This window comes from Paenibacillus lacisediminis, from assembly GCF_046567315.2.
The window spans coordinates 242,694-269,378 of sequence record NZ_JBKIAX020000007.1 but is presented as its reverse complement, the minus strand read 5'-3'; the positions used below and the strand labels follow the sequence as shown (position 1 = coordinate 269,378).

19 protein-coding genes are annotated in these 26,685 nt (G+C 52.2%); 4 read left to right on the top strand and 15 right to left on the bottom strand.

Going from position 1 to position 26,685, the window contains the following annotated elements:
• Positions 1-264: 264 nt before the first annotated feature.
• Both ACLD72_RS16050 and ACLD72_RS16045 read left to right on the top strand, forming a co-directional pair.
• Positions 265-450, top strand: coding sequence for a hypothetical protein (locus ACLD72_RS16050; RefSeq protein WP_128631855.1), 186 nt, complete (start codon positions 265-267; stop codon positions 448-450).
• A gap of 17 nt (positions 451-467) precedes the next feature.
• Positions 468-716 (top strand): spore coat protein, encoded by a 249-nt coding sequence (locus tag ACLD72_RS16045; protein ID WP_128631854.1) that lies wholly within the window; start codon positions 468-470, stop codon positions 714-716.
• Positions 717-832: 116 nt separating this feature from the next.
• On the opposite strand, the gene ACLD72_RS16040 is transcribed toward ACLD72_RS16045, so the two are convergent.
• On the bottom strand, positions 833-3,925 hold the full coding sequence (locus ACLD72_RS16040; RefSeq protein WP_410996769.1) for an AAA family ATPase: 3,093 nt from the start codon (positions 3,923-3,925) through the stop codon (positions 833-835).
• Entirely contained in the window at positions 3,882-5,078 is a 1,197-nt protein-coding gene (locus ACLD72_RS16035) for an exonuclease SbcCD subunit D (protein WP_410996767.1), read from the bottom strand. Before ACLD72_RS16035 ends, ACLD72_RS16040 begins: the two co-directional genes overlap by 44 nt.
• A 440-nt stretch (positions 5,079-5,518) precedes the next feature.
• Between ACLD72_RS16035 and ACLD72_RS16030 the strand changes: the two genes are divergently transcribed.
• Positions 5,519-5,734, top strand: coding sequence for a helix-turn-helix domain-containing protein (locus ACLD72_RS16030; RefSeq protein ID WP_251590822.1), 216 nt, complete (start codon positions 5,519-5,521; stop codon positions 5,732-5,734).
• A 360-nt stretch (positions 5,735-6,094) separates the two neighbouring features.
• Here the strand turns inward: ACLD72_RS16030 and ACLD72_RS16025 are convergent, their stop codons facing one another.
• The 5 genes from ACLD72_RS16025 to ACLD72_RS16005 form a co-directional block, all read right to left on the bottom strand.
• Complete coding sequence (locus ACLD72_RS16025) at positions 6,095-7,540, bottom strand: glycoside hydrolase family 30 protein (protein ID WP_458475941.1); 1,446 nt, start codon at positions 7,538-7,540, stop codon at positions 6,095-6,097.
• Positions 7,541-7,676: 136 nt separating this feature from the next.
• Positions 7,677-10,370 (bottom strand): glycoside hydrolase family 3 C-terminal domain-containing protein, encoded by a 2,694-nt coding sequence (locus tag ACLD72_RS16020; protein ID WP_410996765.1) that lies wholly within the window; start codon positions 10,368-10,370, stop codon positions 7,677-7,679.
• A 594-nt stretch (positions 10,371-10,964) separates the two neighbouring features.
• Positions 10,965-12,068 carry a glycerol dehydrogenase gene (locus ACLD72_RS16015; RefSeq protein WP_410996763.1) on the bottom strand — a complete coding sequence of 368 codons (1,104 nt, stop codon included), beginning with the start codon at positions 12,066-12,068 and terminating at the stop codon, positions 10,965-10,967.
• A 166-nt stretch (positions 12,069-12,234) separates the two neighbouring features.
• On the bottom strand, positions 12,235-12,378 hold the full coding sequence (locus tag ACLD72_RS16010) for a hypothetical protein (RefSeq protein ID WP_251590829.1): 144 nt from the start codon (positions 12,376-12,378) through the stop codon (positions 12,235-12,237).
• Between the two features lie 34 nt (positions 12,379-12,412).
• Complete coding sequence (locus ACLD72_RS16005) at positions 12,413-13,153, bottom strand: Fic family protein (RefSeq protein WP_410996761.1); 741 nt, start codon at positions 13,151-13,153, stop codon at positions 12,413-12,415.
• 154 nt (positions 13,154-13,307) lie between these two features.
• On the opposite strand from ACLD72_RS16005, the gene ACLD72_RS16000 reads away from it, so the two are divergent.
• Entirely contained in the window at positions 13,308-14,024 is a 717-nt protein-coding gene (locus ACLD72_RS16000) for a GTP pyrophosphokinase (RefSeq protein WP_458475937.1), read from the top strand.
• Between the two features lie 129 nt (positions 14,025-14,153).
• On the opposite strand, the gene ACLD72_RS15995 is transcribed toward ACLD72_RS16000, so the two are convergent.
• From ACLD72_RS15995 to ACLD72_RS15960, 8 genes are all read right to left on the bottom strand, one after another.
• Positions 14,154-14,912 carry an SDR family NAD(P)-dependent oxidoreductase gene (locus tag ACLD72_RS15995; protein WP_410996757.1) on the bottom strand — a complete coding sequence of 253 codons (759 nt, stop codon included), beginning with the start codon at positions 14,910-14,912 and terminating at the stop codon, positions 14,154-14,156.
• A 40-nt stretch (positions 14,913-14,952) separates the two neighbouring features.
• Entirely contained in the window at positions 14,953-15,909 is a 957-nt protein-coding gene (locus ACLD72_RS15990) for a transketolase family protein (protein ID WP_410996755.1), read from the bottom strand.
• The gene (locus tag ACLD72_RS15985) at positions 15,906-16,742 is read right to left on the bottom strand and encodes a transketolase (protein ID WP_410996753.1); all 837 of its coding nucleotides are present in this window, start codon (positions 16,740-16,742) and stop codon (positions 15,906-15,908) included. The genes ACLD72_RS15990 and ACLD72_RS15985 overlap by 4 nt, the downstream gene beginning before the upstream one ends.
• Before the next feature lie 192 nt (positions 16,743-16,934).
• Complete coding sequence (locus ACLD72_RS15980) at positions 16,935-18,266, bottom strand: MFS transporter (RefSeq protein ID WP_410996751.1); 1,332 nt, start codon at positions 18,264-18,266, stop codon at positions 16,935-16,937.
• Positions 18,267-18,637: 371 nt separating this feature from the next.
• Positions 18,638-19,351 carry a FadR/GntR family transcriptional regulator gene (locus tag ACLD72_RS15975; RefSeq protein WP_410996938.1) on the bottom strand — a complete coding sequence of 238 codons (714 nt, stop codon included), beginning with the start codon at positions 19,349-19,351 and terminating at the stop codon, positions 18,638-18,640.
• 129 nt (positions 19,352-19,480) lie between these two features.
• Positions 19,481-20,638 carry a glycosyltransferase gene (locus ACLD72_RS15970; protein ID WP_410996750.1) on the bottom strand — a complete coding sequence of 386 codons (1,158 nt, stop codon included), beginning with the start codon at positions 20,636-20,638 and terminating at the stop codon, positions 19,481-19,483.
• Positions 20,639-20,655: 17 nt separating this feature from the next.
• Positions 20,656-21,441 (bottom strand): TetR/AcrR family transcriptional regulator, encoded by a 786-nt coding sequence (locus ACLD72_RS15965; RefSeq protein ID WP_410996749.1) that lies wholly within the window; start codon positions 21,439-21,441, stop codon positions 20,656-20,658.
• Between the two features lie 189 nt (positions 21,442-21,630).
• Positions 21,631-26,523, bottom strand: coding sequence for a glycoside hydrolase domain-containing protein (locus ACLD72_RS15960; RefSeq protein ID WP_410996748.1), 4,893 nt, complete (start codon positions 26,521-26,523; stop codon positions 21,631-21,633).
• Between the last annotated feature and the right edge of the window lie 162 nt (positions 26,524-26,685).

Below are 26,685 nucleotides of genomic sequence, written 5' to 3'. Positions count from 1 at the left end.
TTTCCGGTCAAAAGATACTTTTTGATCAAATCACTCTAAAACAGATGTATTTTTGCATTTCAATCGCTCTAAAGCGGAAATTTATAGAAAATGGAAGGCATTTTTGCAGTTGATTCGGCCCAAACCTCCAAAGTTTCGAACGCAAGCCGTCACAATTCTTTCACCAAACTCCCCTTTCCTGGAACGGAAAAACACGGCTGCCCGCATATTTGTCCGCAAACGGAAGACAATAACCAGTGAATACCAAATGAAAGGAGCAACAGGATGACCCAAATCAATGAACAGGAGCTGCAGAACCTGCGGCATCTGATTGGCGCCCATGAGACGGAGAACCAAAAAATGCTGACTTACGCGCAGCAATGCACGGACCCGCAGGTGAAGGCTTATTTTCAGAAATCAGCCCAGGACGCGTTAAACACCAAACAACAGCTGATGTCATTTTTGAAATAGGGAGGAATTAGGTCAATATGATGCAAGACAAAGAAATGGTCAACGATGCGCTTTCGATGGTCAAAAGCAGCCTGACCACCTATACCAACGTGATCTCGGAGTGCGCCAATCCCCAGTTGAGATCCACGATTCAGCAGATCAGAAACAACTGTGAAGCATCGCAATACGAGCTGTTTCAACTCGCCCAATCCAAGGGCTTTTACAAACCGGCGATGATGGCCGACAACCAGGAAATTCAGCAGGTAAAGTCGCAACTGGGCGGCTGATATTCGGAAATCTACGAACAGAAAAAAGATGGCCTCGGATAACCGCCGAAGTCATCTTTTTTTACGCGGCTGCCATAAGGGATGCATATCCCCTATACATCGCCATGAACGATAAATCAGCTCACCACAAAACGCGTGTAGCTGTGGCCTTCTTTCGTTTTCTTGACCTCGAGAATGGCCGGGATCGCCTGCTTCAGCTCCTGAACATGCGAGATCACGCCGATCATCCGCCCCGATTGCTGCAGGTCGATCAGCGTTTCGATCGCCTTGTTGAGCGATTCTTCGTCCAGCGAACCGAAGCCTTCGTCGATGAACATCGTTTCCAGCGAAATCCCGCCTTCGTAAGCCTGAATCACGTCAGCCATACCGAGCGCGAGGCATAGCGATGCGTTGAATTTTTCCCCGCCGGACAACGTCTTGACGTCGCGCAGCTGGCCCGTGTAATTGTCGAATACGTCGAGGCCAAGGCCGCTCTGTTTCCCGCGTTTCTCCATCCGTTCGCTGCGGACGAGATAAAATTGGCCGCCGGACATCCGGGCCAGCCGTTCGTTGGCATGGTGGATGATTTTGACCAAAAACTCGATTTGCAAATAACGCTCGAACGAGATTTTTTTGCTGTTTTCCCCGCGTACGACGTCATACAGTTCTTTGACCAGCCCATGTTCCCGTTCGGCATCCTGCCACGTTTGCTCCGCGCGCGCAATCTTCTCCTTGCTCTCCTCAGCTTCCTTGAATTGCCTTTCGGCTGTCTGGCACTCCGCCCGCAGCGCCTCCACTTGACGCTCAAGCTCCTGCAGCCGCAGCTCCAGGGAGGCCAGATCCCGCCGTTCCTTGCCGGCCAATTGCGCCGTCATTTCCTCAAGCTGCGCCCTATTGGCAGCGACGGCCGTATTGTAGGCTTCGATTTGCTCCTTCAGCGTCAGGCGTTCGGCATCCGCCATTTTTACGGCTTTATACTCTGCCTCGGTGGCAAAACCGGCCTGGGTCAAAGCTTCGGCATAATTTTGCCGGGCTTTCTCCCGCTGCGCCCGTGCATCCGTCAGCTGGCTCTCCGCGTGGCTGCGGTTTTCCTGGGCCTTGATGTTCTGTCCGCTTGCTTCCTGATACCGCTGCTGGGCTTCCTGCCACGCCGATTCCAGCCGATTTTTGTGCTGCTCCGCCTGCCGAATCCGCTCTTCCAGCTGATCCAGACTGCGCGCATCCTCGGGCAATGCCGTTAGCGCCTGATCGAACAGCGCCTTCTCCCGGGCGTAGCTTGTCTTCTTTTCCTGATAGGCATGGTCGGCCTGCTCTTTGCGAATCCGCAGCTCCTCCAGCCGCTGATCCAGAGCTTCCAGCTCCTTGCGTAGCTCCAAAAGCCCAGCGTGTTGCTCCTTGAGCGCTTTTTCCTCGTCGGCGAGCGCTTTTCCTTCCTTCACCAGCGCGTCAAAAACATGACGGATATCGGAAGGATTAAATCCGTGTTCCCGCACCTCCTGCAGGCGCTCGTCCATTTGCCGCCGCGTTGCGGCGAGTTCCGCCTGCGCTTGCAGGTAGGCTTTTTCGGCAGCCGATTTATCGCGGCGCAGCCGGTCGAGCGCTTCTTTGTCCGGGGCATCTCCCGAGGCCGCTGCCTTCCGGGGATGATGAACGCTGCCGCACACCGGGCAGGCCTCGCCGTCCTGCAAAAGGCTTGCGAGCAGGGCCGCCTGTCCTTCCATCCAGAGCTCCTCCATCGCCGTATACGCCTCGTTGGCATGATCGTAAGCCGCTTTTGCCGTTTGTTCGGCCTGAAGCTCTTTTTTCGCTTTTTCGGACTGCTTCAAATATTCCTGCACGATCTGGGCCTGCTGCCTAAGAACCGCCAATCTCGCGGACTTATCCGGCAAAGAGGCGACCCGCTGCTCGATTTCTTTAACCTGGGCCCCTTTGGCGGTCCGCTCCGTCCTTAACTGCTCTAACTCGCGCTGAACTTGCTCCGCCTGCTTGGACAGCTTCTCGGCTTCTGCGGCAAGGCCAGCAACTAGCTGCTGCCTGGCGTCGAGTTGTTTGACCGTCGGCAGGTAGCCCTGCAACCGGTCGAGCTCGCGCAAAGCCTGCTCCCTGTCCGCCTTCCTGCCTTCCTCCTCGGCATACCGGGCCGCCGCCGTCTCCAGCAACTGCTTGGCCGCCTCGCTTTGGGCTCGGGCCGCTTCCAGCAGCTTTTCTTTACGCGCCAAATCGTCCGCCGCCTCAAAGTCATGCCGTTCATACACCTGCAAATGTACGGCCTGCTCCGCCCGCTTAAGGCGCCCTGCTTTTTCCCGGTATTCCGGCTCCTGTTCGGTCAACTGCTGTTCGGCTGCAGCTTTCTGCTCGAGGAGATCAAACTGCTCGTTGATGCTTTTGGCCTGATGATACAACGCGGTCTGCCGCTGCTGCTCGGCCGTTTCCCGCTCCAGCAGCTGCTTTTTCTCCTCCGCCTGCCCGGCGTAATAGGCGATCTCCTGATCCAGCGCCTCAAGCACTTGATGGGTATTGTAATATTCCTGCCGAAAAACGTTGTAAAGCGCAGAGCCTTCGCGCCCGTCCAAAGCGCTTTTGACCTGCTCTATGTACAAATCCCGCGTCTTTTGCAGACTGTGGCAAATTTGCTGCATTTCCTTGCGCTTTTCGTTGAGGTGGTCGGCGACGTGCTTGTACAGTCCGGTCTTGAAAATCCGCCGCAAAATCTCCTCTTTGTTTTCCGTTTCCGAAGTGAGCAGCTTGCGGAATTCGCCTTGCGGCAGCATAACGATCTGAATGAACTGCTCTTTGGTCAAGCCGATGAGCTCACGGATTTTTTGGTCGATTTGCGAAACGATCTGGCGGTCGGTCAGCGCAACTTCTTCACCATTTGCCAATTCATACAGCTCGTACCGGTCGCCCGTCGCCACCTTGTTGCCCGCTTTGATGTGAGCAAGCTGACGGTACACCCGGTATACGCGTCCTTTCAGCTCGAACTCGAAATCGACCGAGGTGTACACTTGATCGTCCGCGAAGTGACTGCGCAGCATTTTGCTGTCGTTACGGTCCTCCCCGCTGGCGCTGCCGTACAAGGCAAAACAAATCGCATCGAAAATCGAGGTTTTTCCCGCCCCGGTATTCCCGGATACCACAAACAGGCGCTGCTCCTCCAACACGGAGAAATCGATGACTTCCGTATCTTTATACGGCCCGAATGCCGTCATCGTCAGCTTCAATGGCTTCATCCCGTTCCCCTTCCTTCAAAACGATTTCCTGCAAGGTTTCGGCAAACAGCCGTTCCGTTTCCGCGGAAGGCTCGTCGCCCGTAACTTCCTGGTAAAAAGCCCTGAACAAAGAATACCCGTCCATTTGCGCGCGGCCCTGGGTTTCCTGCAGATCTCCTGTGAGGCTGCGGATCGCTTGTTTCCGCTCCACGTGCATGGCGTTCGGATACACCGAGCGAACCCGCTCCATTGGCGCAAGCACCAGCGCCTCGTCCAGCAGACGCACAAATACGTAATCTTCGTTGACGGGATGGCGCTCGATATCGGAGATCAACCCTTCCACCGTGCGCATATCGCGCCTTGGGAGAAGCGGCCGCTGTTCCACTCGCACCTGCCCCGTACCATCCAGCTCGACGATCAAATATCCTTTCCGGTGATGCTCCTCGGAAATCGAATACTTTAGCGGCGAGCCGGCATAACGGACCGTTTCGTCGCCGACAAGATGCGCCTGATGCAAATGTCCCAGCGCCGTATAATGGAATCCGGCAAAATGCCGGGCGCTCACATGCTCGGCTCCTCCGATCGCGAGCGGCCGCTCCGAATCGCTGGTGTTCATTTCCGGCTCCCCATGCGGCGTCACGAAGGCATGTCCCACCAAGACATGTCTCGCGCCCTTATCCATCGTCCGCTTGATCGCGTCCGTGATGACCCGCATTGCATCATCATGGGAGCGGACTTCCTCCGCGCCGAACGTTTGCCGGATTTTGCCGGGTTCAGTATAAGGGACGAGATGAAAATGAACTTCCCCATGTTCGTCGTGAAGCACCACTGGTTCGAGCGGGGAGGACAGCAGCCCTACAATATGTAATCCCGACGCCCTCATAATGCGGTGACCGAAATCGAGCCGCGTCGGGCTGTCATGATTCCCGGCCACCGCCAGCACCGGCACCTTGAGCCGCAGCACGATGTTCTCCAGCAGATCGTCCAGCAATTGCACGGCCTCCGTCGGCGGAACCGCCCGATCGTACAAGTCGCCCGCAATGATCACCACATCCGGCCGCTCCGCTTCAATCTCTTTTACAAACTGCTGCAATACGTGCCTCTGATCCTCCGTCATGTATACGCCCTGCACTAACTTACCTAGATGCCAGTCCGCCGTGTGAAAAATTTTCATCAGCTTCCGACCATCCTTTCTGTTCTATAACCAAAACACGATTCTAGTGTATTTATACCTCGCCGGTTTCTATTTTCGTCAAGCAACTCTATTATATCAGAAGATCTAGCTCAACATGCTCCAACTGCCCCGTAGTTCCTACGCCCCGACCGCTCCAAATACCCCCGTGGTTCCAACGCCCGGCCGCTCCAAATGCAAAAGTGCATTTGAAATAAGCTAAAATCGGTAACTTTGCCCAATGAAATGCAAAAGTGCAGTTGAAAATAGGGTTTGGAGACAAATTTGATCAAAATGGAAAAAATCGCCTGCACTTTTGCACTTGATCAGCTATTTTGGGGCATTTTGGTGAGAATAGACTGCACTTTTGCACTTCGTTAGCTTGCGAGATAACATGAGGGTGACCACTTCTTTCAAAAGGCGCTGTCATTCATGGAAGAGCTATGAAAATTCGTATACGCTTACGGGAAATCCTCGCCGAACGGAATATTTCGCAAAGACAATTCGCCCTGTCGATGAATATGCGGATAGCGACCATTAACCATCTCTGTTCCGATTCGGTGGACAGAGTCTACATTCGCACGCTTGAGCAGATTTGCGATGCTTTGAATATTACGGTCGATCAACTCCTCGTCTCCGTAGATGAAAATGATCAATAGAGACTGCCCATAGTTTCGAAAAAACGACAAAGTTCTCAAGCCCACCCAACGGGTTTGAGAACTTTTTTAAGGCTTAAAACCAGAAACGGCGCTTGATGATCAGGAAGGCGGCCATCAAGAAGGCGACAATCAGCCAAGCATAACCTCCTCAAGCGGGGCCGCCATTCTAACGGTTGTGCCAGAGCCTATTTTGCCTTTTTTCTGCAGATTCGAACCCTTTTGTACCCAAATAAGCGCGCCTGCATCCGTTAGAAATTGAACCCCCGTCTTTTCGGCGAAATAAGCGCGTATACAATCGTTTAGCGAAAGACTAGGGTCCCGATATGCAGAGCCGTCGCTCCAGACAAACGGGTTGACCAATCACCCGCCCGGCCACCTGAAAGTAACCGCCGAATGCGCGGGCAACGAATAAGCGAATGAACGCGATTTCCAGACCACCTTGACGGTGCGCGGCGTCTCGCCGGTATTGGCGGCGATCAATACGATCGTTCCGTCCGCGTTGCGGAACGCGACGTTCTCGATGTCCGCTTCGGCCGGCGAGGAATCGATCCGGACCGCTCCGGGGGCAACGAATTTGCTGGCGTGGCCCAGCGCGTAATATTCCGCATTCCGGGTGACCGCCCCATTCTCCGGGTCGATGGTCACGACGCCGCGGCAATCCGCGCAGCCCCCGTTTACCGGTCCGCCTTCCGGATCAAGCGCCAAATTCCAGAGCAGCACCGTCTCCGACCAGTTGCGGGTGGCGCCGATAAGCAGCTTGGACATCAGCCAGCTCAGGTTATTTCCGAAATCCTCGCTCCAGCTCCCGCCGCTGCATTCCGTAAAATAGATTGCCTTGTCCGGAAAAGCGTCATGGACTTCGGTCATAACATCCGGCTCGCCGCTGTAACAGTGATAAGCCGTCCCCTCCGTGTACTTGTTCGCTTCCCTCTCGCCCAGCACGGTTCGCGCATACGGTTCACCGAGATCCCAGTTGTGATCGAAGGCGATAATTTTGGTGTCCAGCCCGCTCCGCTCAAGGGCCGGGCCGAGGTAGCCACCTATAAACTTCGCCTGCTCCTCCGCCCCCATGCTCATGCTCGGATAATCCGGGGTGGTGAATTCGGGTTCATTTTGCACCGTAATCGCATTGATCGGAACGCCCGCCGCTTCATATGCCTGAATATATTTGACAAAATAGTCGGCATAAGCGCGGTAAACCCGCTCGTCGGTATAATTCAAATACCAGCCGTTATATACGGTTTCTCCGTATTTCATCCAGGGCGGAGCAGTCCAGGGGGCGCCGAGGACCTTGATCTGCTGATTTTTATTGACGATTTCCCGCAGCAGACCGATAACCCGGGCGTCCCGCCGAACAGAGAAGTTGTTCAATTCAAAGTCTGTTTCTCCCGGAGGAACATCGTCATAGGTGTAGCTGCTCGGCTTGCCGGATCCATCCACCGAAAAATCGGAAGCACCGATCGTATGGCGAACGTAGCTGAGCCGAATTCCGTCTTCCGTAAACAAATCGTCCACAAGCGCCTCCCGCTGCGAAGCGGACAGCTTCCCGCCGATCAAATAAGCGCTTGAACCGGTAACGGCCGCGCCAAAACCTTCCATCGTCTGATACTGCCGACCGGCATCTACATTGATGACCGCGTCGGCATATTTGTCTGTCCCGCTGAAGACCGATACCGGCTGGGGTGTCATTAAATTTTTCCGGTCGGGAGTGGTAAGCCAGGATTCCGCGGTCAGTTTGCCGGCCGGAAAGCCGGTTCGGGACAACTGAAGGTATAGCAGGGCGGCAACACACGCGATAAAAACCAAAACAACCCGGTAGCGGATAAGCGTCTCCCCTTTCTCTTGACTTATAGACAGAAAGAGCCGAAGCGAAGTGCTGCGGCTCCTTCTGCTATGCGGTTTATTCCGTCCCTGACGGATGGCCTTGGTATACCTGCCGGTGTTATTTCCCCGACGGGCTTCCAACCGTCACGCTGGTCTTCAGGCGAACATCCTCGGAAGAGCTGCCGATATAAATCGGAACTTTCCCTTGCGACATCACCCATTCGCCCGACTGCTCGTCCCAATAAGACAGTGCCTTGGGATCCAGTTCAATCTCCACCCGCTTCTGTTTGCCCGGCTGCAGCTCGACCTTAGCCCATCCGGCCAGTTGTTTCGGCGCCGTTTCAACTGCGGCCGGCAGCTTGCCGGTGTAGACTTGCACCACTTCCGCCCCCGCTACCTTGCCGGTATTGCGCAAGTTCAGCGACACCTTGATTTTACGTTCGTCTTTATTGCCGCTTACCTTCACTTTCGTGTTGCGGTACTCAAAATTCGTATACGACAAGCCATGTCCGAAGGCGAACGCCGGCTTGATGCCGTCAAACTCGTATCCTCGATAACCAACCATCACGCCTTCGCTATAATCAGCCTTACTGTCGATCCCCGGGAACTGCTGCTCGGTCGACACCGGGGTGTGGTCATCATCCACCGGGAAAGTCACCGGCAGCTTGCCGGAAGGATTGACTTTGCCGAACAAAATGTTTGCGATGGCATGGCCTTGCTCCTGTCCGGCATACCATGCTTGGAGGATGCCTTTAACGTCCTGCCGCCAGGTGTCCATTTCGACCGCTCGGCCGCTCATCGAAACGACGATGGTGTTCGGATTGGCGGCGGCCACCTCGGCAATCAACTGATCCTGGTTGTTCGGCAGCTCCAAATCGGAACGGTCGATATACCCTTCGCTCTCATAAGTGCGAACCACAACGATCGCGACATCGGAACGCTTGGCGAGATCAACCGCCTTCTGCATCGTCAAGTCGACGGCTCCAGCGGGCGGCTCCCATCCGAACCGGATCAGTCCGCCGAAATCGGAATCCAGGTTGTCCGGCCAATCCGTACGGTATTCGATGCGCACATCGTGTTTTTCTCCGGCGGCAAGGTTCACCTTGGCTTTGCTTGTTCCTACCTTTTCGCCTTTGTTGTCGATCAGCAGCTCGCCGTCAAAATACAGCTTGCCGGAGCCGATGCTCGTAATGGACAATGTGTATTCGCCGGTTTTCGGCGCGGCGATGGTGCCCGTCCAACGGGCCGACATCATACCGTTATATTCGTTGGGCAGCTTCGTCAGTTTCTGGGATTGTCCATTGAGCCCATCATAGTTATAGAAGCCGAGATTCATGTTGACTTGGCGGTCCGTGCGGGTAAGCGACGGATTGCCTTCCATTTTGTTGTTGGTCCAGTATTCCCCACGCAGTCCTGATTCTTCGGATGACCCGTAAGCGGATGACTTGCCGCTTTGCGGGAACAGCATGGAAGAAGGCACCGCGGACGGACCGTTAACGATATCGCCGGTAGAGATCGGGTCGGTTCCCGGCGCATACTCCACTTGAACCTCTTTTCCGGCCTGCTCCCGGATTGCTTCAAGCGGGCTTACGGTATAGTTCGGCTGGACCAGGGAACTGCCGCCGACCGTTGCGTAGCTGTCCGCATCCGGGCCGATGACGGCGATGGAGTCCAATTTGTCCGCATTCAGCGGAAGCACGTTATCTTTGTTTTGGAGCAGCACCATACCTTCCTCGGCCATTTCCAGTGCGGCCTGACCATGTTCCTTGGCAGGGATCTGCACATTCACGGCCGGCTTATCGAACAATCCTTTGTCAAACATCTGCACCAAGATTCTTCCGGCCATACCGTCGATCACATCTTCTCCGACCTGGCCGTTCTTAACGGCAGCCAGCAGCTTGTCCCCCCATTCGCCATAAGGTTTGCCTGGCGTTTCCAGGTCGAGACCGGCCAGCGCCGACTCCGCCGTGCTTAGATTGGCACCGTAGTCGCTCATAATAAATCCTTTAAAGCCAAGGCGTTCTTTGAGAATTTTCGTCAACGCCGTCTCATTTTCGCAGGCGAAGACACCGTTGATCCGATTAAAGGAGCACATGGCGGAACCAAGGTCGGCTTCTTGAACCGCAGCTGCAAACGGACGCGAGTAAATTTCCATGATCGCCCGTTCGCTTGCCCGTGTATCGACCGCAAACCGGTCTGTCTCCTGATTGTTCAGCAAATAATGCTTAGCGGTGGCAATCACCGGATACTTTTGGACATTTTTCACATATTCGACTCCAAGCTTCGATTGCAACAGTGGATCTTCACCCAGCGATTCAAAATTGCGGGAACCCCAAGGCAGCCGCGCGATATCGAAGCCCGGACCAAGCAAAACGTTGTGGGTCGTATTGTACGCTTCATTGCCGACCAGATCTCCGTAACGTCCCGCCGTTTCCGTATTCCAGGTAGCGGCCAGCGCGATCGGCGTCGGAAAAGCCGTTGATTTTTTTCCCTGAACTTCAGGGTTTGCCACACGGACGCCGGTCGGGCCGTCGGCCATCGTCAACGCGGGGATTCCCAGGCGTTTAATCGGGGCATTGTAAAAACCGTAGTTGTTGTTTACGTCCCCCGTTACAAAATCGACCTTCTCCTCAAGCGTCATCTCCCGAAGCAGCAGTTCAGTCCTCTCCTCAGGGGTTTTGGACGTATCGAACCAAGGTTGTTCAGCGCTTGTCCCTGCCGCCTTGACCGTGCCAAACGGCGAAATGATTGCGGCCGAAGCGATCACCGCAACGAGCATCATGCGAAACAGCATTTGTGATGTTCTTTTCACTGGTTGTTCTCCTCCTCATGCATAATCGGATGCTGCAAATTTTTTCGTCGGTTGCCTCTAGTTCTCCTCCGTCTCTTAACGGTATGTACGTAGGAGGGGCAACGGTTGGGGCTGACATGCATCAGGCAATTTACGTGATCAAACGCTCTTAATATTAATTATTCACATGTGAAAAATAAGATTTGATGACGTTTTTCATCCCGGGCGTGTTTGGGAGCGTCCTATCTGCTGACCGCCGAATGCCATCATTCTCGGCTGCGTACTCTCGGATTGAACCGCTGCCCGTGCATGCCTAGTAACACGTTAAGCTAAAAATTAGCTGAATGCACTGTACAAAAAATGGAACTTTCATTTGTATATTTGGAAAATAATATAAGTAACCGTTTTATTGTAGGACTTTATAACTTAAAATTTTGTAACTTTTATGTCCTTTATAAGACTGGAGTTTCAGAAAAATAGTTCTCTTTTTTCATCTATTTATTACAAAAAATTAACTATTGAAAGCTAGAACGAAATAACCAGAAATCCAAAGAAAAAAGCGAAAGCGCACGAGTTATGTGCACCTTCGCTTTTGGGATCACTGGACCGTTTTTTTTAAACCGATGACACCTGCTTGCTCAACACATCAACCGCCAAGATGGCGTTGGCTACTTGCTCGGCGGTGATTTCGTTCGACAGGTTCACCATCGTTTCATTTGGCTGCGTGGCGGCTTGGCCCACTTTCAGCAGTTCCTCAAAAGTCACATGTTCCAGGTGCAGTTCCTTCAAGGTTGTCGGAAGCCCCAGTTCCTGGTAAAAGTCAATATACTTGATGATCTCCGCCTCAGGATGCAATTCCAGCACCAGTTGAACCAGCGTGCCGTAGGCTACTTTTTCGCCATGGGTTAAGTGATGGATATCGCCCGACAACACCGTAAATCCGTTGTGAATCGCGTGGGCCGCCGCCAAACCGCCGCTTTCGAAACCGAGGCCGGACAGCAGGGTGTTCGCTTCGACAACCGCCTCCACATGCCGGGTGACCAGTCCTTTTTGCACGGCTTGATAAGCGGGAATTCCGTACTTAAACAGCGTTTCTTCACAGGCTTGGGCAATCGCTTGCGCGGCAATGCTCGTTTTACCGCCGGACATGGCGGTACCGTTGCTTTTCACCGTGGCGCGCACTTCAATCCATGTCGCCATCGCGTCGGCGATCCCCGAAGCGAACAGGCGGGCGGGCGCTTTAGCCACAACGGCCGTATCGACCAGAACCAGGTCGGGATTTTTATGGTAAAACCGGTAGGACTCGAATACGCCTGCATCGCTATAGATTACGGACAAAGCGCTTGTGGGCGCATCGGTCGACGCCGTGGTCGGAACGATCACCACTTTGGATTTCAGTTCGTCGGAAACGGCCTTGGCCGTGTCCAGCGTTTTGCCGCCGCCGACGCCGATGACGAAATCGACGGATTGCGACTGCCCCTCCTGGGCGATGCGGTTTACTTCATTGCTAGAAGCTTCGCCGTTAAAAGAAACGAAATGAAACTCCTTGCCCTCCGAGGACAAGCTTTGTTTGATCACGTCCCCGGTAATACCCCAAACCACCTCATCGGCGATGATCAGCGGTTTACGGCCCAACTCTTTAATGTGTTTACCCAGTTCCTTGAGCGCTCCTGCGCCCTGAATGTATTTGCCCGGTGAGATAAAAACGATGTTTGCCATTGCGATCACTCCTTACGTGGTTTTTGTCCATATTCGGTTTTAACATGTGCCAATCATTCTATATTATGCCAAATTTATCATACCCAATTTATTATACCAAATTTTTATTTAAAGTTCGTGTTCAAAAAGTCAGGTTTTCAGGACCGAATGACTTTTTGAACAACCTCTAAACGTGGTATTTCTCGATCGGCTGGTTCAGCACCCATTCCAGCATCTCAATCTGGGCTTGTACAACAGGGTCATTGGCTCTTTTGGCCGACAGTTGTTTTAATTCGTATAGTTTGCGCTTGATTTGGTCTTCCGTTCTCATGATATTTCCCCCTTTTGCAGCGGGCCTGATGTAATTATTTCACCGTTCCGATGTATCTGCGCAAGCTGTCCTCCACGCACCCAGCGATCAGCTCCACAAACGGCTCCAGGTCACCCTGAACGCTGGCTGTTTCAAGAGCCTCATAATATCTCAGCCGCTCCGCACTTTCGGCTTTGACGATCGCCGGCGGGTAGCCAGATTTCATTAAGATCAAATTCATCAGCAGGCGTGCCGTCCGTCCGTTTCCGTCCGTAAAAGGGTGTATGTAAACAAACCGAAAATGGAACTCCGCGGCCAACTGGACGGGATGGAGCTTATCCTTATGTTCGTTATACCACTTCATGAACTGCTCCATTTGTTCAGGAACAACCGTAAAATGAGGAGGCGTATGCTTGGAACCGGATATCATGACGTTAATCTTGCGGTAATTGCCGGCATTTTCATCATCGATATTTTTTAAGATAAGTTGATGAAGCGACTTGATGACAAATTCCGAAAGCTCCGCTTCGCGCTGCACAATATCTTCCACATAGTCGATAGCTTCGGAGTGATTGATTACCTCAAAATGCTCACGCAGCTTTTTGCCACCGATCGTTAACCCTTCCTCAAGCACAAGCTTCGTTTCCAGAAGGGTAAGCGTATTGCCTTCAATCGCATTCGAGTTGTACGTCCATTCTATTCGATAAACCTCGTCCAGATTTTTGACGGCCGCCGGTGGCAAAGGCCGAAGTGCGTCCAGTTCTTTTTTTAATTGATCGATGTTGTCAAAGCGCATATCACCCCTCCTTAACTATATTTACCATTATAGCATCCCCCTTTCTGGAATCTACCTTCTCCCCTGCGGTATAATAAACTTACTGAATTATTTTTAGACTTCTTAGCAAAAAAGGACGGTAAACATGACCGATATTTCGTTACCCTTGGAACAAATGAAAGCCTTACAGAAAAAGCTGACCCGTTTTATGATGATGTATAAATTCGCTCTGCAAGAGCTGGAGACGAAGATCGAGATCTTGCAGGAAGAATTCCAGATGCTGCACGACTACAATCCGATCGAGCATACGAAATCGCGCCTTAAATCCCCGGAGAGCATCATGAGAAAGATATACCGCAAAGGCGGTCCGTTCTCTTTGGACGGCATCAAAAGCAGCATTCACGATATCGCCGGCATCCGGATCACCTGCTCCTTCATTTCGGACATTTACCGGATCAGCCAAATGCTGCAAAACCAGAAGGATTTAAATGTGTTGTCAATCAAGGATTACATCAAACACCCAAAACCTAACGGCTACAAAAGTTTGCACATGCTGGTCGAGGTTCCCGTGTTCATGTCGGACGGCGATGAGCCGGTGTGCGTGGAAATCCAGATCCGCACGATCGCTATGGATTTCTGGGCCAGCCTGGAGCACAAAATTTTTTACAAATATAACGAGTCCGTCCCCGAGCGTCTGCTGCAGGATTTAAAAAACGCCGCCGACACCGCGTACGAACTCGACATTAAAATGGAGCAGCTGCAGCGGGAGATGGAGGAGATCAAGCTTGCCAATCAGGCCGCCGCAGCAGGTGAATTTCAGCTGCTGATCGACGACCGCAAGATCAACATTCCCGAGAATTTACTCAGGCTGTTGTCGGGAGAGCCGGAATAATCCGCTGTATCAGGAGTTTTGAGATCAGCAAGGACAGCAAAAGCCGAGGTCCGCATCAACAATATGCAGCCTCGGCCTTGCGTACGTTAATCTCCTCGCTTCACATTCCGAAGCAGTGATTCTTCCCTATTAATCCATATGCGATCCGCCATTGATATCGATTTCTTCTCCCGTGATATAGGAAGCCTCTGCGGATGCCAGGAACGCGATGGCGGAGGCGATCTCCTCCGTTTCGCCCGGTCTGCCCATCGGGATGGAAGCAATGACGGAATCCGCCGTATCCCGGTCCAGCGATTTCCAGATGTCGGTGTTCACCAAGCCGGGGGCTACGCTGTTCACGGTAATTCCATCTTGAGCCACTTCGCGGGCAAGGTTCTTCGAGAAGCCGAGAACCGCCGCCTTGGAGGCGGAATAATGCGCGCCTCCGAACACCCCGCCGCCGCGCTTGGCGGATACGGAGGACAGGTTGACGATCCGGCCGTACTTTTGTTTTTTCATCGTTTCAAGAACGGCTTGCGTGCACAAGAATAAACCAAACATATTCACGTTAAAAATTCGCGTGATATCTTCAAGGGTCATGTCTTCCACTGTTACTTTTTGCGATATCCCCGCGTTGTTAACCAGAATATCGATACGGCCCAAGCTCCGCACTACTTGCTCAACCATGGCATGAACGGATTCCCAACTGGTTACGTTCAATTCAACGCCAAACGCTTCTCCCCCGGCTTCCTTGATGGCGTTTACGGTCTCCTGGACTCCGTCCAGATTGATGTCGGCCACGACAACCTGGGCTCCTTGCCGGGCAAGTGTCAAAGCTATCGTACGCCCGATCCCTTTTGCCGATCCGCTTCCCGTTACTATCGCTACCCGATTGGTCAATTCAAACATAAAATGCCACTCCTTTATGAATAATTGGTTTATTGCTTTCCTATAGCTTCAGCATGGCTTTGGCCGTGGCGACAATATTTTCGGTCGTGATTCCGTTTAGCTCCAGCAGCTTTTCATAAGGCGCGGACTCTCCAAACCGGTCTTGGATGCCGATTCTTCTGAGCACGGCTCCTCCCTCTTCGGCCACCACTTCGCTTACTGCACTGCCCAGACCATTCAGAATATTATGGTCCTCGACGGTAATAATTCTTCCGGTCTGCAGGCATTCGGCAACGGCTTCACGATCCAACGGCTTAATCGTATGCATATCCAGCAGCTTAACCGAAACGGATTGTTTCTCCAGCTCCTTCGCTGCCTCCAAGGCAAGATGAAGGGTGTCCCCGTTGGCGATAATGGCAATGTCTTTGCCTTCCCTTAGCTTCTTGGCCTTGCCGATCGCAAACTCTTCATGCTCGTCATAAACGACCGGAATGGCGTCCCGGGTAAACCGCAGGAAGACCGGCCCGACATGCTCCGCTGCGGCCGCAACGAGCTTACGGGTAGAGTAATAGTCCGCCCCCATGATCACCGTCATATTGGGAATGGTACGCAGCACCCCCATATCTTCGATCGCTTGATGGCTGCCCCCGTCATTCGCCGGAGTCAGTCCACCATGGGAACAGGCGATTTTCACATTCAGGTTCGGGTAGCACACCTCTTGCCGGATCTGTTCCGCCATCCGCAGCGACCCAAAAACGGCGTACGTGCTGACAAACGGGATTTTCCCCGTCGTCGCAAGCCCTGCCGCCAGACCGCAGGCGTTCTGCTCGGCAATCCCCACGTTAATATGCTGTTCCGGCAGTTGATTGGCAAATTCGGTCGTTTTGCAGGACTTGCCGATATCCACATCGACCACATAGATGCTTTTGTTCTTTTTTCCCAGCTCGACAATCTCATGTCCAAACGCATCCCGGGTCGCAATTTTCTTGACGATCGTTGTCTTATCCTGTGTACTCATGATTTCAAACCTCCCGCGATTTCTTCCATGGCTTGTTTGTATTCGGCTTCCTTCGGCGCGGCCCCGTGCCAGCCGCACACATTTTCCATAAACGAAACGCCTTTGCCCTTAACGGTATTGCATACAATGCATTTGGGCTTGCCGTTCTTCACGTCCCTGATTTCGTCCAGCGTATCAACGATTTTCCGCATGTCATGGCCATCGATTCTTTTGGTGTCAAAACCGAAGGCCTTGAACTTCAACTCCAGGTCCAGGTTGGGCATAACCTCGTCACATGTGCCGTCGATCTGCAAATTGTTGTCGTCAACGAAAACAACCAGGTTGTCCAGCTGGTATTTATTTGCCGTTTGAGCAGCTTCCCAGATTTGACCTTCCTGGCACTCGCCGTCTCCCAGCATCGCGAATACCCGGTAAGCCTTGCCGTCCCGCTTCCCCGCCAAAGCCATGCCTACCGCGCAGGAGAGACCCTGGCCGAGGGAGCCGGTGGAAATATCAATGCCCGGGCACTTTTTCATATCCGGATGCCCCTGAAAAGGAGAGCCGTATTTCCGCAGCGTGTGAATGTTGTCAAACGGAACATACCCATGGTGCAGCAAAGCCGCATACTGGATCGGGCAGACATGCCCTTTGGAGAGAACAAACCGGTCCCGGTCCTCCCACTTGGGGTTGGAGGGATCAATGTTCATTTCTCTAAAGTACAGGGCGGTTACAATATCCGCTGCGGAAAATGAGCCGCCGGGATGTCCGGATTGCGCCTCGTAAATCATCGTAAGGGCGGTTTGTCTCAACTCTGCCGCTTTCCGTTTCAGCTCCTCAATGCTTATAGGTTTCATGCCAATCCCCTCGCTCCTTATTTTTTTAATAAGACTTAAACATTTGTCCTGTTGTCTACTTGTCTCCTAAGTTGTTTGGAATAAAAGCGAGTATATCTTTTGCATCGCTATACTCGCCATCTGTATCTCTCTTTTCCGCTTCTGTTCCTTATGCCGACCGCATTCGGAAGCTGGCTGCCAAAAGCGGTTCGATCAGATTGAATTTTTAACGGCTTGGGCAGACTGCCGGGCTCTGCTCTTCCCCGACTGCTTCACCAGCAAAACGATAATACAAGCGCTTACAATCATGCTGATTCCCAAAATGAGCATGCCGAGCTTATGCGAACCTGTGGAATCATTAATAAATCCTACAAAGTACGGGCCGAAAAATCCGCCGAGGTTGCCGATGCTGTTGATCATCGCAATGGCTCCGCCTGCCGCCGCGCCGGTCAGGAATGAAGGCGGTATGGCCCAGAACGGAGAGTATGCTCCAAAGGCCCCGCACAAGCTGACCGTCAGCATAATAAAGGCGCCGACCGTACTGAATTCCGCCAAATATACGCTGCCGATCATAGCGGCGGCGCTGACGATCAGGCATCCGGCAACATGGAACCTTCGCTCATTGGTTTTGTCGGAGCTTTTTCCGATCAGATACATGACTACCATGGCGCAAAGGTACATCAGTCCAAGCACCCAGCCCATATTTTGCAGCGAAAGCCCGGTCGTTTCCGCCAATCCTTCCGAGATGGTCGGCAGGAACATGTTGATTCCATAGTAGCCGAACATCCAGAAAAAATAGCCGAGGGCCAGTATTAGCACATCCCGATCCTTCAGTACTTGCAGAAACGTATATTTCTTTACTTTTTGTTTCTCGATAGCCTCTTTGGTGGTCACGTCGAGAAGCCAGGTTTTCTCTTCTTCGGTTAGCCATTTGGCATCTTCAATACGATCCGTCAGATAGAAGTAGCAAACAAACCCGAGAATGATGGCTGGAATCGCTTCCAAAATGAACAGCCACTGCCAGCCGGCCAGCCCCAGCCAACCATGCTGCAGCAAAAATGTGGAAATCGGCGAGCCTATGGCGTTTGCCGCCGGAATGGCAATCATAAATCCGGCAATCGCTTTCGCATGGTGCTTGGATTGGAAAAATCCGCTCAGATAGTGCACCATGCACGGGTAAAAGCTGGCCTCCGCGGCTCCCAGCAATAAGCGGACGATATAGAACTGCAGCGGTGTCTGAATAAAAGCCATGATGACAGCGATAATGCCCCAGGATACCATGATCCGGCTGATCCACCGTCTGGCTCCAATCCTGGTCATAATGGCGCTACCCGGGACCTCAAGCAAGAAGTAGCCGATAAAAAAGATACCCGCCCCAAAACCGAAAACAGCGTCGGAAAAACCAAGGTCCTGATTCATGCGCAAGGCTGCAAAACCAATGTTTACGCGATCAAGTATCGAAATCGTAAAGCAAAGAAACAAAAAGGGAATCAGTCTTAATGTCACTTTTCGAACGGTTGACTTCTCCAACTGTTGAATATCCATTTGAACCCCCCCAAAAATGGCGCACACGTTGTCCACCGTTTCATTTTTTATTGTTCTTTACCCGCACTCCGGAAAATCAAGTCATATCCTTTCCAATTTTCAAAACATATAAATTGCTTACATGTTAATTACAGCGCTTTCATCAACCTCCTTTAAAAAATGCCAACAAGACCATAGATTTGATCACAGGCAATTTGTAATTGGTAATCTTAATCACTTGTATACTAAGGTACCTTACATCCGTAGTATAAAGTGTGACTTTTTTAATGTCAATAGTTTATAAAAAAGAAAAACCATCCGACAGTAACGTCGGACGGTTCATTTTTTCAATAAATCAGTGCCGGAACGTGGCGGTCCGTCAAAGTTCGACCTCAGTCCTTCCAATATCGATCGTACAGATTCTGCATATGGGAGGTCATGAGACGCATGGCCTCTTCGGCATCGTGATTTTCAATCGCCTGGATAATCCGCTTATGTTCGCTGAAATTCGTATCCCTGTAGTCCGGACGGGTGACCGTTCGGTCCCGGATAAACTTCCACATCTCCTGCTGCTTCATGGCATTGACAATGACAGCCATAAACTGCATGAACAGGTCATTGTGAGAGGCCTTGGCAATCTCCGTATGCAGCTGTTCATCAGTCTCCGGCACATAGTGGCCCGCCTTGGTTTCCTTCTCCATCTGCTTAATGGTGGCGCGCAGAGCCTCAATGTCTTCATCCGTCGCTCTTTGCGCCGCGAATTTGGCAATGAGGGGTTCGATATTCATTCTCGCGTCAACGATATCCTCCGGAGATACGGATTCAAGCATAAAAGCCGTGGCGGATGGCGGCTGCTCCGCCGGATTCTGGGTGCTTTTTACAAATACCCCTTCCCCCTGGCGGGAGTATATGTATCCGTTCATCTCCAGCGCGCTCAGCGCTTGCCTGATTGGCGCCCGGCTTACGCCAAACTGGGCGCAAAGCTCCCTCTCGGTCGGCAGCTTGTCTCCCACCTGAAAAGAGCCTGAAAGGATTTCGGATAATATCTGATCATATATTTGTATGTACAGCTTGTTGCTGGAAACCCGATTAAATTGAATTGGAATCGCCTCCCATTAAAACCCTCTTCAAGCTTAATTATATTCCGTTTCAACTTGTTAGACAACATCATATCATATAACCCTCCATCCTTTTTTGATTTCTAAACAAATTCCTCAACAAAGCCCAAGAGCCGGTTACAACAGGTTTTCCATCGCTTGCACTGCTTTTCTCGCGCCACCGAGACTTAGTAACTTTTCTCCGGCTATTTTGGCATTATTGGCGTATGCGGGATTTTCCTTAAAGTCATGTACGATTTTTTTCAGGGTTTCCGAGTTAAAATCAGTAGCTTCAAGAAATACGCCCGCATTTAACTTGGCTACGGAAGAGGCATTATACCGCCGTTCAAACACGCCGCCCGGACATACGATTTGAGGTACGCCATATATTAAGCCGGTCATAATACTATTTTGTCCTGCGTGATTGATATAGGCGCTGGCTTCCGGCATCAGTTTACTGAAATCAAATTTTTTGCCGGCAATGATGTTGCTTGTCTTAAAAGGTTTTACTTGCTCCGATGCAATATATACTTCATAATCAGATCCTGCAAAAGCTGTAGTCAACTCTTTGATCACTTGCTTTGGTGAAATCACGCCGTTTCCCATATAGGCTATTATTTTGTTTTTTGCCATTGTAGGATTTATTCCCCCTGACCCGGAGAGAGCTCCCACAAAAACTACATCTTCTCCATCCATGGGTTCCAGCTCATAAGAACTGGGAATAATCTTCAAATCCGCCCAATCAAAGATTTCCAAAACCGATTCCACTTTGTCCAAGCCGTTCTCTTGCAAGTATTGATTAACGCCCTTACTGTACTCAGGGTTGGAGGCAAAGCTTTTTTGCACCGGATAACTGAAGCCTGTGGCAATTTTCACTTTCTCCAACCGGGCGGCGACAATCGCTGATATTCTAAATTCCGAATACATCACATCGGGTTTAAACGCTTGAATCGCTTTTCTAATGCTGGACACATCTTTTCGGAAATACCGTCTATCAATGGCTCCGATAAAATGTAAAATATCTTCAAAGCTGTTGGCTTTTTTTTTGGGCTGAAATCCTAAGTGTTGAAACAGTTTAAACATCCCCTTGCCGATCAATACAGGCATCCCTAAGGGTGAAGGTACAGGCGCATAATAATTTTGCACTTTATTTATACTGTAATAATTGTTATCTTCCGGTGCGCATAACGCTACTTCATGACCTCTTTCCATAAATTCGTTTGCCAATACGGCTGTTCTTGAAAAAGGTCCTTTGGTCTCTACCATCGCCGACATGGGTGAAATTAAAACTTTCATAAATATTCACTCCCATTTCAAGGTCGATTCTCATTCAGAACTCCATGCTGAAAAATACGTATGGCGTCTTTAATGATCGCTTCGTGCTCATATTTCCTGTCTTTCAGGGGAACCATCTCTTGGAAAATCACAAACGACCAAATCGAACCGATAAACAGCCTAATCGAAAGAACGGGATCTAGCTCACTGGACACATAGGGCTTTAACATGTTGCCGATGTGCTCGGAGGTTTTTTCGATGACTTCATGGAAAAACAGTTCCCCTATTTCCGGAAAGTTAGGCGTTTCTCCGATAATAATCCGCATGAGCTTGATTCTTCGCGGATCTTGAAAAATAGATAAAAACACCCTGCCGATTTCAGCCAAAACCTCCTCTATATTTAGATTTTCCTGCTTAAACTTGGTAAGCTTTAAAAGGGTCCGCATCTGTGAAGATTCCTTAATGGTGGATATGAACAGTTCCTCTTTGCTTTTAAAATATTGATAAATCGAGCCTTTGGACATGCCGATTTCTTGGGCTATATCCTCGATATTTGTGCGGCTGTACCCTTTTGTCCCAAAAACATGAAGAGCAGCCTCCATAATTTCCTTCCGCCGGAGGTCCTGAGAAATGGAAAAATCCTTCAAATCCATTCGGCCTATGTCCATGAGGATGTCGTCCTTGCTTTTGTAATAGCGGTAAATGGTCCCCACCGCCACCTTGGCCTTTGTTGCAATATCCTGTATGGTCGTGTCCTTGTATCCCTTCTGTATAATCAGCTCCTCTGCGGCTTTTTTGATTTTTGTCTTAGCGTTGTCCTTCATAGGAATGATGCCCTCGCATTATGAATATTTTCTGACTGATTATTCAATTTACATTCACATTATAATGCCGCTTTTTCCGTTAATCAATAGGTTTTTTTCCTAAAAAATGTGAACAAACAATGATATAAAAGGAGCCGCCCGCACGTCAAATGATGACGCTTCGGACAGCTCCGCTTTGAAATCCTTGTATTACTTTAACGAGAAGCCGGCTTTATCGAAATTGCCGATGTACTTGTAGGTCGATCCGGTCGTACCGCGGAACACCACATAAAGGTCTTGCACGCCCGTTACGGTCTGCGTCAAGTCGGCGGTTACCGTAGCATAGGTGCCCCAACTGCTTGCCGTCGGCGGCGTGGCAACCGTACCAACCAAGGTGCCGTCCACGGAGCCAAGATGGATTTCGACTTTCGAGTTGGCCGCCGTGTTCGTGGAGTTGCCCGCATAGGTAACCGAGAACTGGTTCACGCCCCCACTGCCGAAATCCATTCCCTTGTAAGCCAGCCATGCGCCGTCAAACGTATTGGCTACTTGCTGGCTGTTATTGCCATTTTCCGTTTTCAGTGGACCGTTGTTGGCCGGATTGACGTCGGTTGACCAGGCATCGTATTTTTCCAGTTCCAGAGGAGCATAATCGCTTCTGATCTTATCAAACGTGAAACTGTCAAAGTTGCCGATATACGGAAGATCGCCCGTCGTCGTGCCTTTCAGCACGATATATACATTCTGGACACCGGTGACGGTGGTGTTCAGGTTCGCCGAGGCGGTCCGGTACGTCCCCCAGCCGCTGCCGGTATTCGTCAGCGCTACGGTGCCGATCAGGGTGCCGTCTACCGAGCCTAGGCGAATCTCCGCTCTGGCGTCGGCCGGCGCTCTCCCGGTTGGGGCGTCATAAACCACTTGAATCCGGTTCATCCCCGCCGTTCCGAAATCGGCCCGCTGATAGGCCAGCCATGCGCCGTCAAAGGTGTTTTTGACCACGGTCCCGCCGTTGTTCGGTTCCGTACCTAACGGCTTGCCATTAGGGTGCATATCCGTTGACAAGTCGGTATAAGCTTCAAATTGGATCAGGAGTTTCCCGTCTGCCGCCTCGAAATTCGGCGTTTCCGCCGGCGGTTCCGGCTCTACCGCTGGTTCCGGCACATCCGGTGTCTTCACCGGCACCGGCAATGGCTCCGGCAGCGGTTCTTCTTCGCCCGGTTGCCCCGGCTCTTCACCGCCCGGCGTACCCGGGTCCGGCTGCGGTTCGGCCTGCGAGACGATCGGCTCGGCCAGCCAAAGCGAATCATAAATGTTGCCGTCGTATTTGTCGACCAGGTAAATATTCACCTGATATTTGCTGGCGTTGACGTTGAAGCTTTGCGTCAGATCAAAGTTTCCGGTTGCCACCGGCACCGCGCTGGATACAAATGCCTGTTGGCCGCCGTTCATCAATTGGATGACGGCAACGGCCGAATCCGCATAAGCGCCTTTCAGTGTGCCTGACACGTCAACGACCATGTTGCCGGTCCGTTTGACATCGGCGTTCAGATCAAACACGTCCCACTTTATGTCGGAGGTGTATGCAGCATCCGAAAGCAGCGGCTCCCCAGCGGTTACGCCCAGGCTTTCGTTCGCCTTGATTCTGACCTGCACAACGCCCGCGCCGTAAGCGACCGGACCCACGATTTGCGGATTGGCTGTGGCAATCGTCCAGGTGCGGCCTCCGTCCGTGCTGAATTGATAGTCGGACGGCTGCTCGAAGCCCGGCACGTTGGTCCAGCCGAAGGTGTTGGCCGTATCGTCCACGACCGGTCCGGTCGGCGCGGCCGGCTTCGCCATTTCCTTCACCGCGACAAGACCGAAGTCAAAGGCGATATCCGAACTGGTCGCATTCACCTGATGCACCTCTGCGGTCAGCACGTTGGTGCCTTTCACGAGCAGAGAAGGATCGATTTGATAAACATTCCGGTCCCGCTCGTCATTAACGGTCGCATTGGCGTACGTGTTATAGCTAACCGGTCCGGTTGGCATATTGGTACGAATGACTTCATGCCCGTTCAGGTACACAACGGCCCCGTCATCACGGACCAGCGTAGCGTCCAGTTCGAGGATGCCTGCGGTGTCCGCAACCTCGAACGTTTTGCGGAAATACGTCGCCGGGTACTTGTTGTTGCCGTCCGGCCCATAGCTGACGACTGTTTTCGCGTAGCCTTTGTTGTCGTATCCAAGCGGCGCCGGACCCGACTTCCACGCGCTGACGTCATAGGCCGCGCCTGTCCAGCCGTCGCCGGCGTATTGGCCTTTGTCGTAGTATTTCCAGGCCGAGCCTTCGACGATCAGCGCTTGACGGGACAACGAGTTTTCGAAATCGGTGCCGTAGTTGGTCATCGGCGGTGCCGCTTTGGCCTTGGCTCCCCAGGCGGTGTTCGGCTCCGAACCCATGTCGAATTCCAGCGTGCCGCCGGCCATAATATCCTCGTACTTGATCCAGGCTTGATCAAATTCCCCGCCGTTCAGCGTGGCGGATTGAATAAAACGGTTTTCGCCGGACACATTGTCCGCTTTGATCGTAAACGTTTTGCCGCCATCCAGATGCAGCTTCACTTCCGAGAAAATCGGCGATCCGATCAGGAAAGCCGCGTCGCCCGGATTGGCGGGGAACAGCCCCATCGCGCTGTAGACGAACCAGGAAGCCATTGCACCCGCATCATCGTCCATCGACGGCAGGTAGCCTTCCGGGTCGGCCCGGTACAGGCGCGATTTCAGCGGATAGGAATACGCCCCGTGGTTATGGTATTTATGCGTCACCACTTCCGTCGTATACTCGCGGGCAAAATATTGGGTCAAATACGGATAACCCAGGTAGTTGAACAAATATGGCGCCTCCAAATCCTGCTCGTTGACGGCCATATATTCGTCTCTATTGAAAAAGTCCAACAGTTGCTTGGCCATTTCCGTTTTACCGCCCATCAGTTCAGCCAAGCCCTTCATGTCCTGTGAAGCGGACCAGCGGTAATGCCACAGGTTCCCCTGGTAGGCGTATCTGTCCACCGCCGTCACATCCCCACTGCTAACGGTAATCCCGTTCGGGGTAAAGAACCCGATCTTGTCGCCGTTTTCGTCGACCTGATCCGGATTCCACAGGTCCTTATAAGACAAAGCTGCCTGCTTGAATTTCTCGTAAGTCGCTTTGTCGCCGAGCAGCTCGGCCAGTTTCATCGGGAAATAACCGCTTTTTGCTTTTTCCAACTGACCCGATACTTTATCCTGATCGCCGAAGTTGTTCACGTCGACGCCCATGCCCTTCAACGCCGCGTACGCGTCAAAATCCCGGAATCCCTTGGCATATGCGTCCAGAAGGACCGCGCCGTTAAATTCGTTCCGCACTGTCGGGCTCGGCCAGTATCCGTCCCCAAATTGCGTATAGGTGCCGCGTGTCTCGTACAGATCCGCCAAAGATTTCACCATGTTGTTGTATTCCGTTGGCGTCAGCACGGAGAACAAGGCGTATTTGCGAAAATCGTCCCACGTCGCCCAGCCGTTGTAGTACTCAAAATCGTCGCCCAGCTCGGAAGCCTGCCGGATCGTGTTTTCGTCCCGGCCCGCTTTGAAGGTACCGACGGAGCTCGTTACGTTTTTCGGATGAAGGAACGTATGATACATTTGCGTGTAAAAAATCCGTTTGTTCTCTTCGTCGGCATCGGTGATTTCCACTTTGCCGAGCAAATCGCTCCAGGCGCCGCGAATCTTGGCGTGCTGAGCGTCGAAATCCCAGCCCTCGATGTCGTGATCGCGCTCATATTTCGCCTGTTCCACGCTGATCGGCGACAGGCCCACTTTCGCCTGAATCACTTTGCCGGCGGCGTTTTGGAAGTTCACCCACACGCCGCTGTTTGACCCGCTGCGAACCGCGTCCGTTCCCGTCGCATCGCCCTGCCAGGACGTGTAGGAGTCGAAATCATGGTCGAACTGGATGGAATAATACATAACGTAATATCCGTATCCGCAGACGTTTTTCGATTTGACCATGCCGGAAATTTCATTGTTGTTTTCCACTTTAAGATTGGCGTCGATCATGCCGGCATACGAGTTGGACAGATCAACCAGCACGGAGCCGGTCGTTGCCGATGCCGGAAACGTATACCGGTGAAAGCCCACATTGTCCGAAGCGGTCAACTCAACGCCGACACCGGAGTTCAGGTTCACTGCGTAATATCCGGCGGAAGCCTGTTCGCTGGCTTTATCGTATTTTTGCTTGTACTCGTTGACGTTTTTCGTGAAAGAGCCGGTTTCCGGCATCATCAAAATGTTGCCGCCCGCCCCGCTGCAGCCTGCGCCGCTGAATCTTAGGTGCGAGAAACCCTTCAGGTTCTTATCCTGGTAGTAGTACCCGCTGAACGCTCCGCCATCGCTATCGGGCCCCAGGGAAACAAGGCCAAACGGCATCGTGGGTCCCGGATTCGTCTGGCCGTTGTCGCCGAGCGTATTGATGAACGGATCCACGTAGTCGACCGGATCGAGGTTGGCCGGCGGATAAGCCGGCGTTTGACCGGCATCAACCCCGTAGAGCTCAAGCTCATACAAGCGCACGGTATTGGAGTCATGTGCTCCTTTGCTTACGTAAAACCGGACGTACCGGGCGGAAAAAGGCTCCGGCAAATAGCGGTCGACGATTGTCTGCGCATTGTTTTGCACGACATCGACGTCCGTCCAGGTTTTGCCGTCAGCGCTTTTTTGCAAGCGGAAATTTTTCGTGTTCCAGAACGGGCTGTTGCTTTCGTTGATGCCCGCGTTGATGACGACCCATTCATTGATGTTGTACACTTGGCCCAAATCAAGCTTCATCCATTTGATTTTGGCGTTCGTATTGTCGCACCATTTCGTGTCGGTTTTGCCGTCGACGGCAAATTTGGCGGCTTCATTGCTGTTGCATTGCCCCGAGGCCGTCACGGTCGCGTTCAAAGCGACGTTCCGCGTCGGTTCTCCCTGGACCGCAGGGCCCGCGGCCGCGGCGGAAACGGGAACGGCGCCCGGAAGCATCGACTGGACCAAGCCGCTCAGCAGCAGCACCGTCATGAGCGCTGCAAAAATCCTCTTCTTCATTGCGTTTGGTTCTCCTCCTTCTTGTTCGCACTTATAGAGGTAATTCAAAAAGTCATCTTTTGATCACGAAGCAGGTCAAGGAGCGGACTCGACATCGAATCTTGAATTCAGCCGGGCCTTCCGTTGCTCACGTACCCAAAACGTACGCTCCGCTACTCAGTC

What these genes read in the sequence shown, in the direction of transcription:
- ACLD72_RS16050 (WP_128631855.1), top strand. Translation starts at nt 265, where the DNA reads ATGACCCAAATCAATGAACAGGAGCTGCAGAACCTGCGGCATCTGATT.
- ACLD72_RS16045 (WP_128631854.1), top strand. Translation starts at nt 468, where the DNA reads ATGATGCAAGACAAAGAAATGGTCAACGATGCGCTTTCGATGGTCAAA.
- ACLD72_RS16040 (WP_410996769.1), bottom strand. Translation starts at nt 3,925, where the DNA reads ATGAAGCCATTGAAGCTGACGATGACGGCATTCGGGCCGTATAAAGAT.
- ACLD72_RS16035 (WP_410996767.1), bottom strand. Translation starts at nt 5,078, where the DNA reads ATGAAAATTTTTCACACGGCGGACTGGCATCTAGGTAAGTTAGTGCAG.
- ACLD72_RS16030 (WP_251590822.1), top strand. Translation starts at nt 5,519, where the DNA reads ATGAAAATTCGTATACGCTTACGGGAAATCCTCGCCGAACGGAATATT.
- ACLD72_RS16015 (WP_410996763.1), bottom strand. Translation starts at nt 12,068, where the DNA reads ATGGCAAACATCGTTTTTATCTCACCGGGCAAATACATTCAGGGCGCA.
- ACLD72_RS16010 (WP_251590829.1), bottom strand. Translation starts at nt 12,378, where the DNA reads ATGAGAACGGAAGACCAAATCAAGCGCAAACTATACGAATTAAAACAA.
- ACLD72_RS16005 (WP_410996761.1), bottom strand. Translation starts at nt 13,153, where the DNA reads ATGCGCTTTGACAACATCGATCAATTAAAAAAAGAACTGGACGCACTT.
- ACLD72_RS16000 (WP_458475937.1), top strand. Translation starts at nt 13,308, where the DNA reads ATGAAAGCCTTACAGAAAAAGCTGACCCGTTTTATGATGATGTATAAA.
- ACLD72_RS15995 (WP_410996757.1), bottom strand. Translation starts at nt 14,912, where the DNA reads ATGTTTGAATTGACCAATCGGGTAGCGATAGTAACGGGAAGCGGATCG.
- ACLD72_RS15990 (WP_410996755.1), bottom strand. Translation starts at nt 15,909, where the DNA reads ATGAGTACACAGGATAAGACAACGATCGTCAAGAAAATTGCGACCCGG.
- ACLD72_RS15985 (WP_410996753.1), bottom strand. Translation starts at nt 16,742, where the DNA reads ATGAAACCTATAAGCATTGAGGAGCTGAAACGGAAAGCGGCAGAGTTG.
- ACLD72_RS15980 (WP_410996751.1), bottom strand. Translation starts at nt 18,266, where the DNA reads ATGGATATTCAACAGTTGGAGAAGTCAACCGTTCGAAAAGTGACATTA.
- ACLD72_RS15970 (WP_410996750.1), bottom strand. Translation starts at nt 20,638, where the DNA reads ATGAAAGTTTTAATTTCACCCATGTCGGCGATGGTAGAGACCAAAGGA.
- ACLD72_RS15965 (WP_410996749.1), bottom strand. Translation starts at nt 21,441, where the DNA reads ATGAAGGACAACGCTAAGACAAAAATCAAAAAAGCCGCAGAGGAGCTG.
- ACLD72_RS15960 (WP_410996748.1), bottom strand. Translation starts at nt 26,523, where the DNA reads ATGAAGAAGAGGATTTTTGCAGCGCTCATGACGGTGCTGCTGCTGAGC.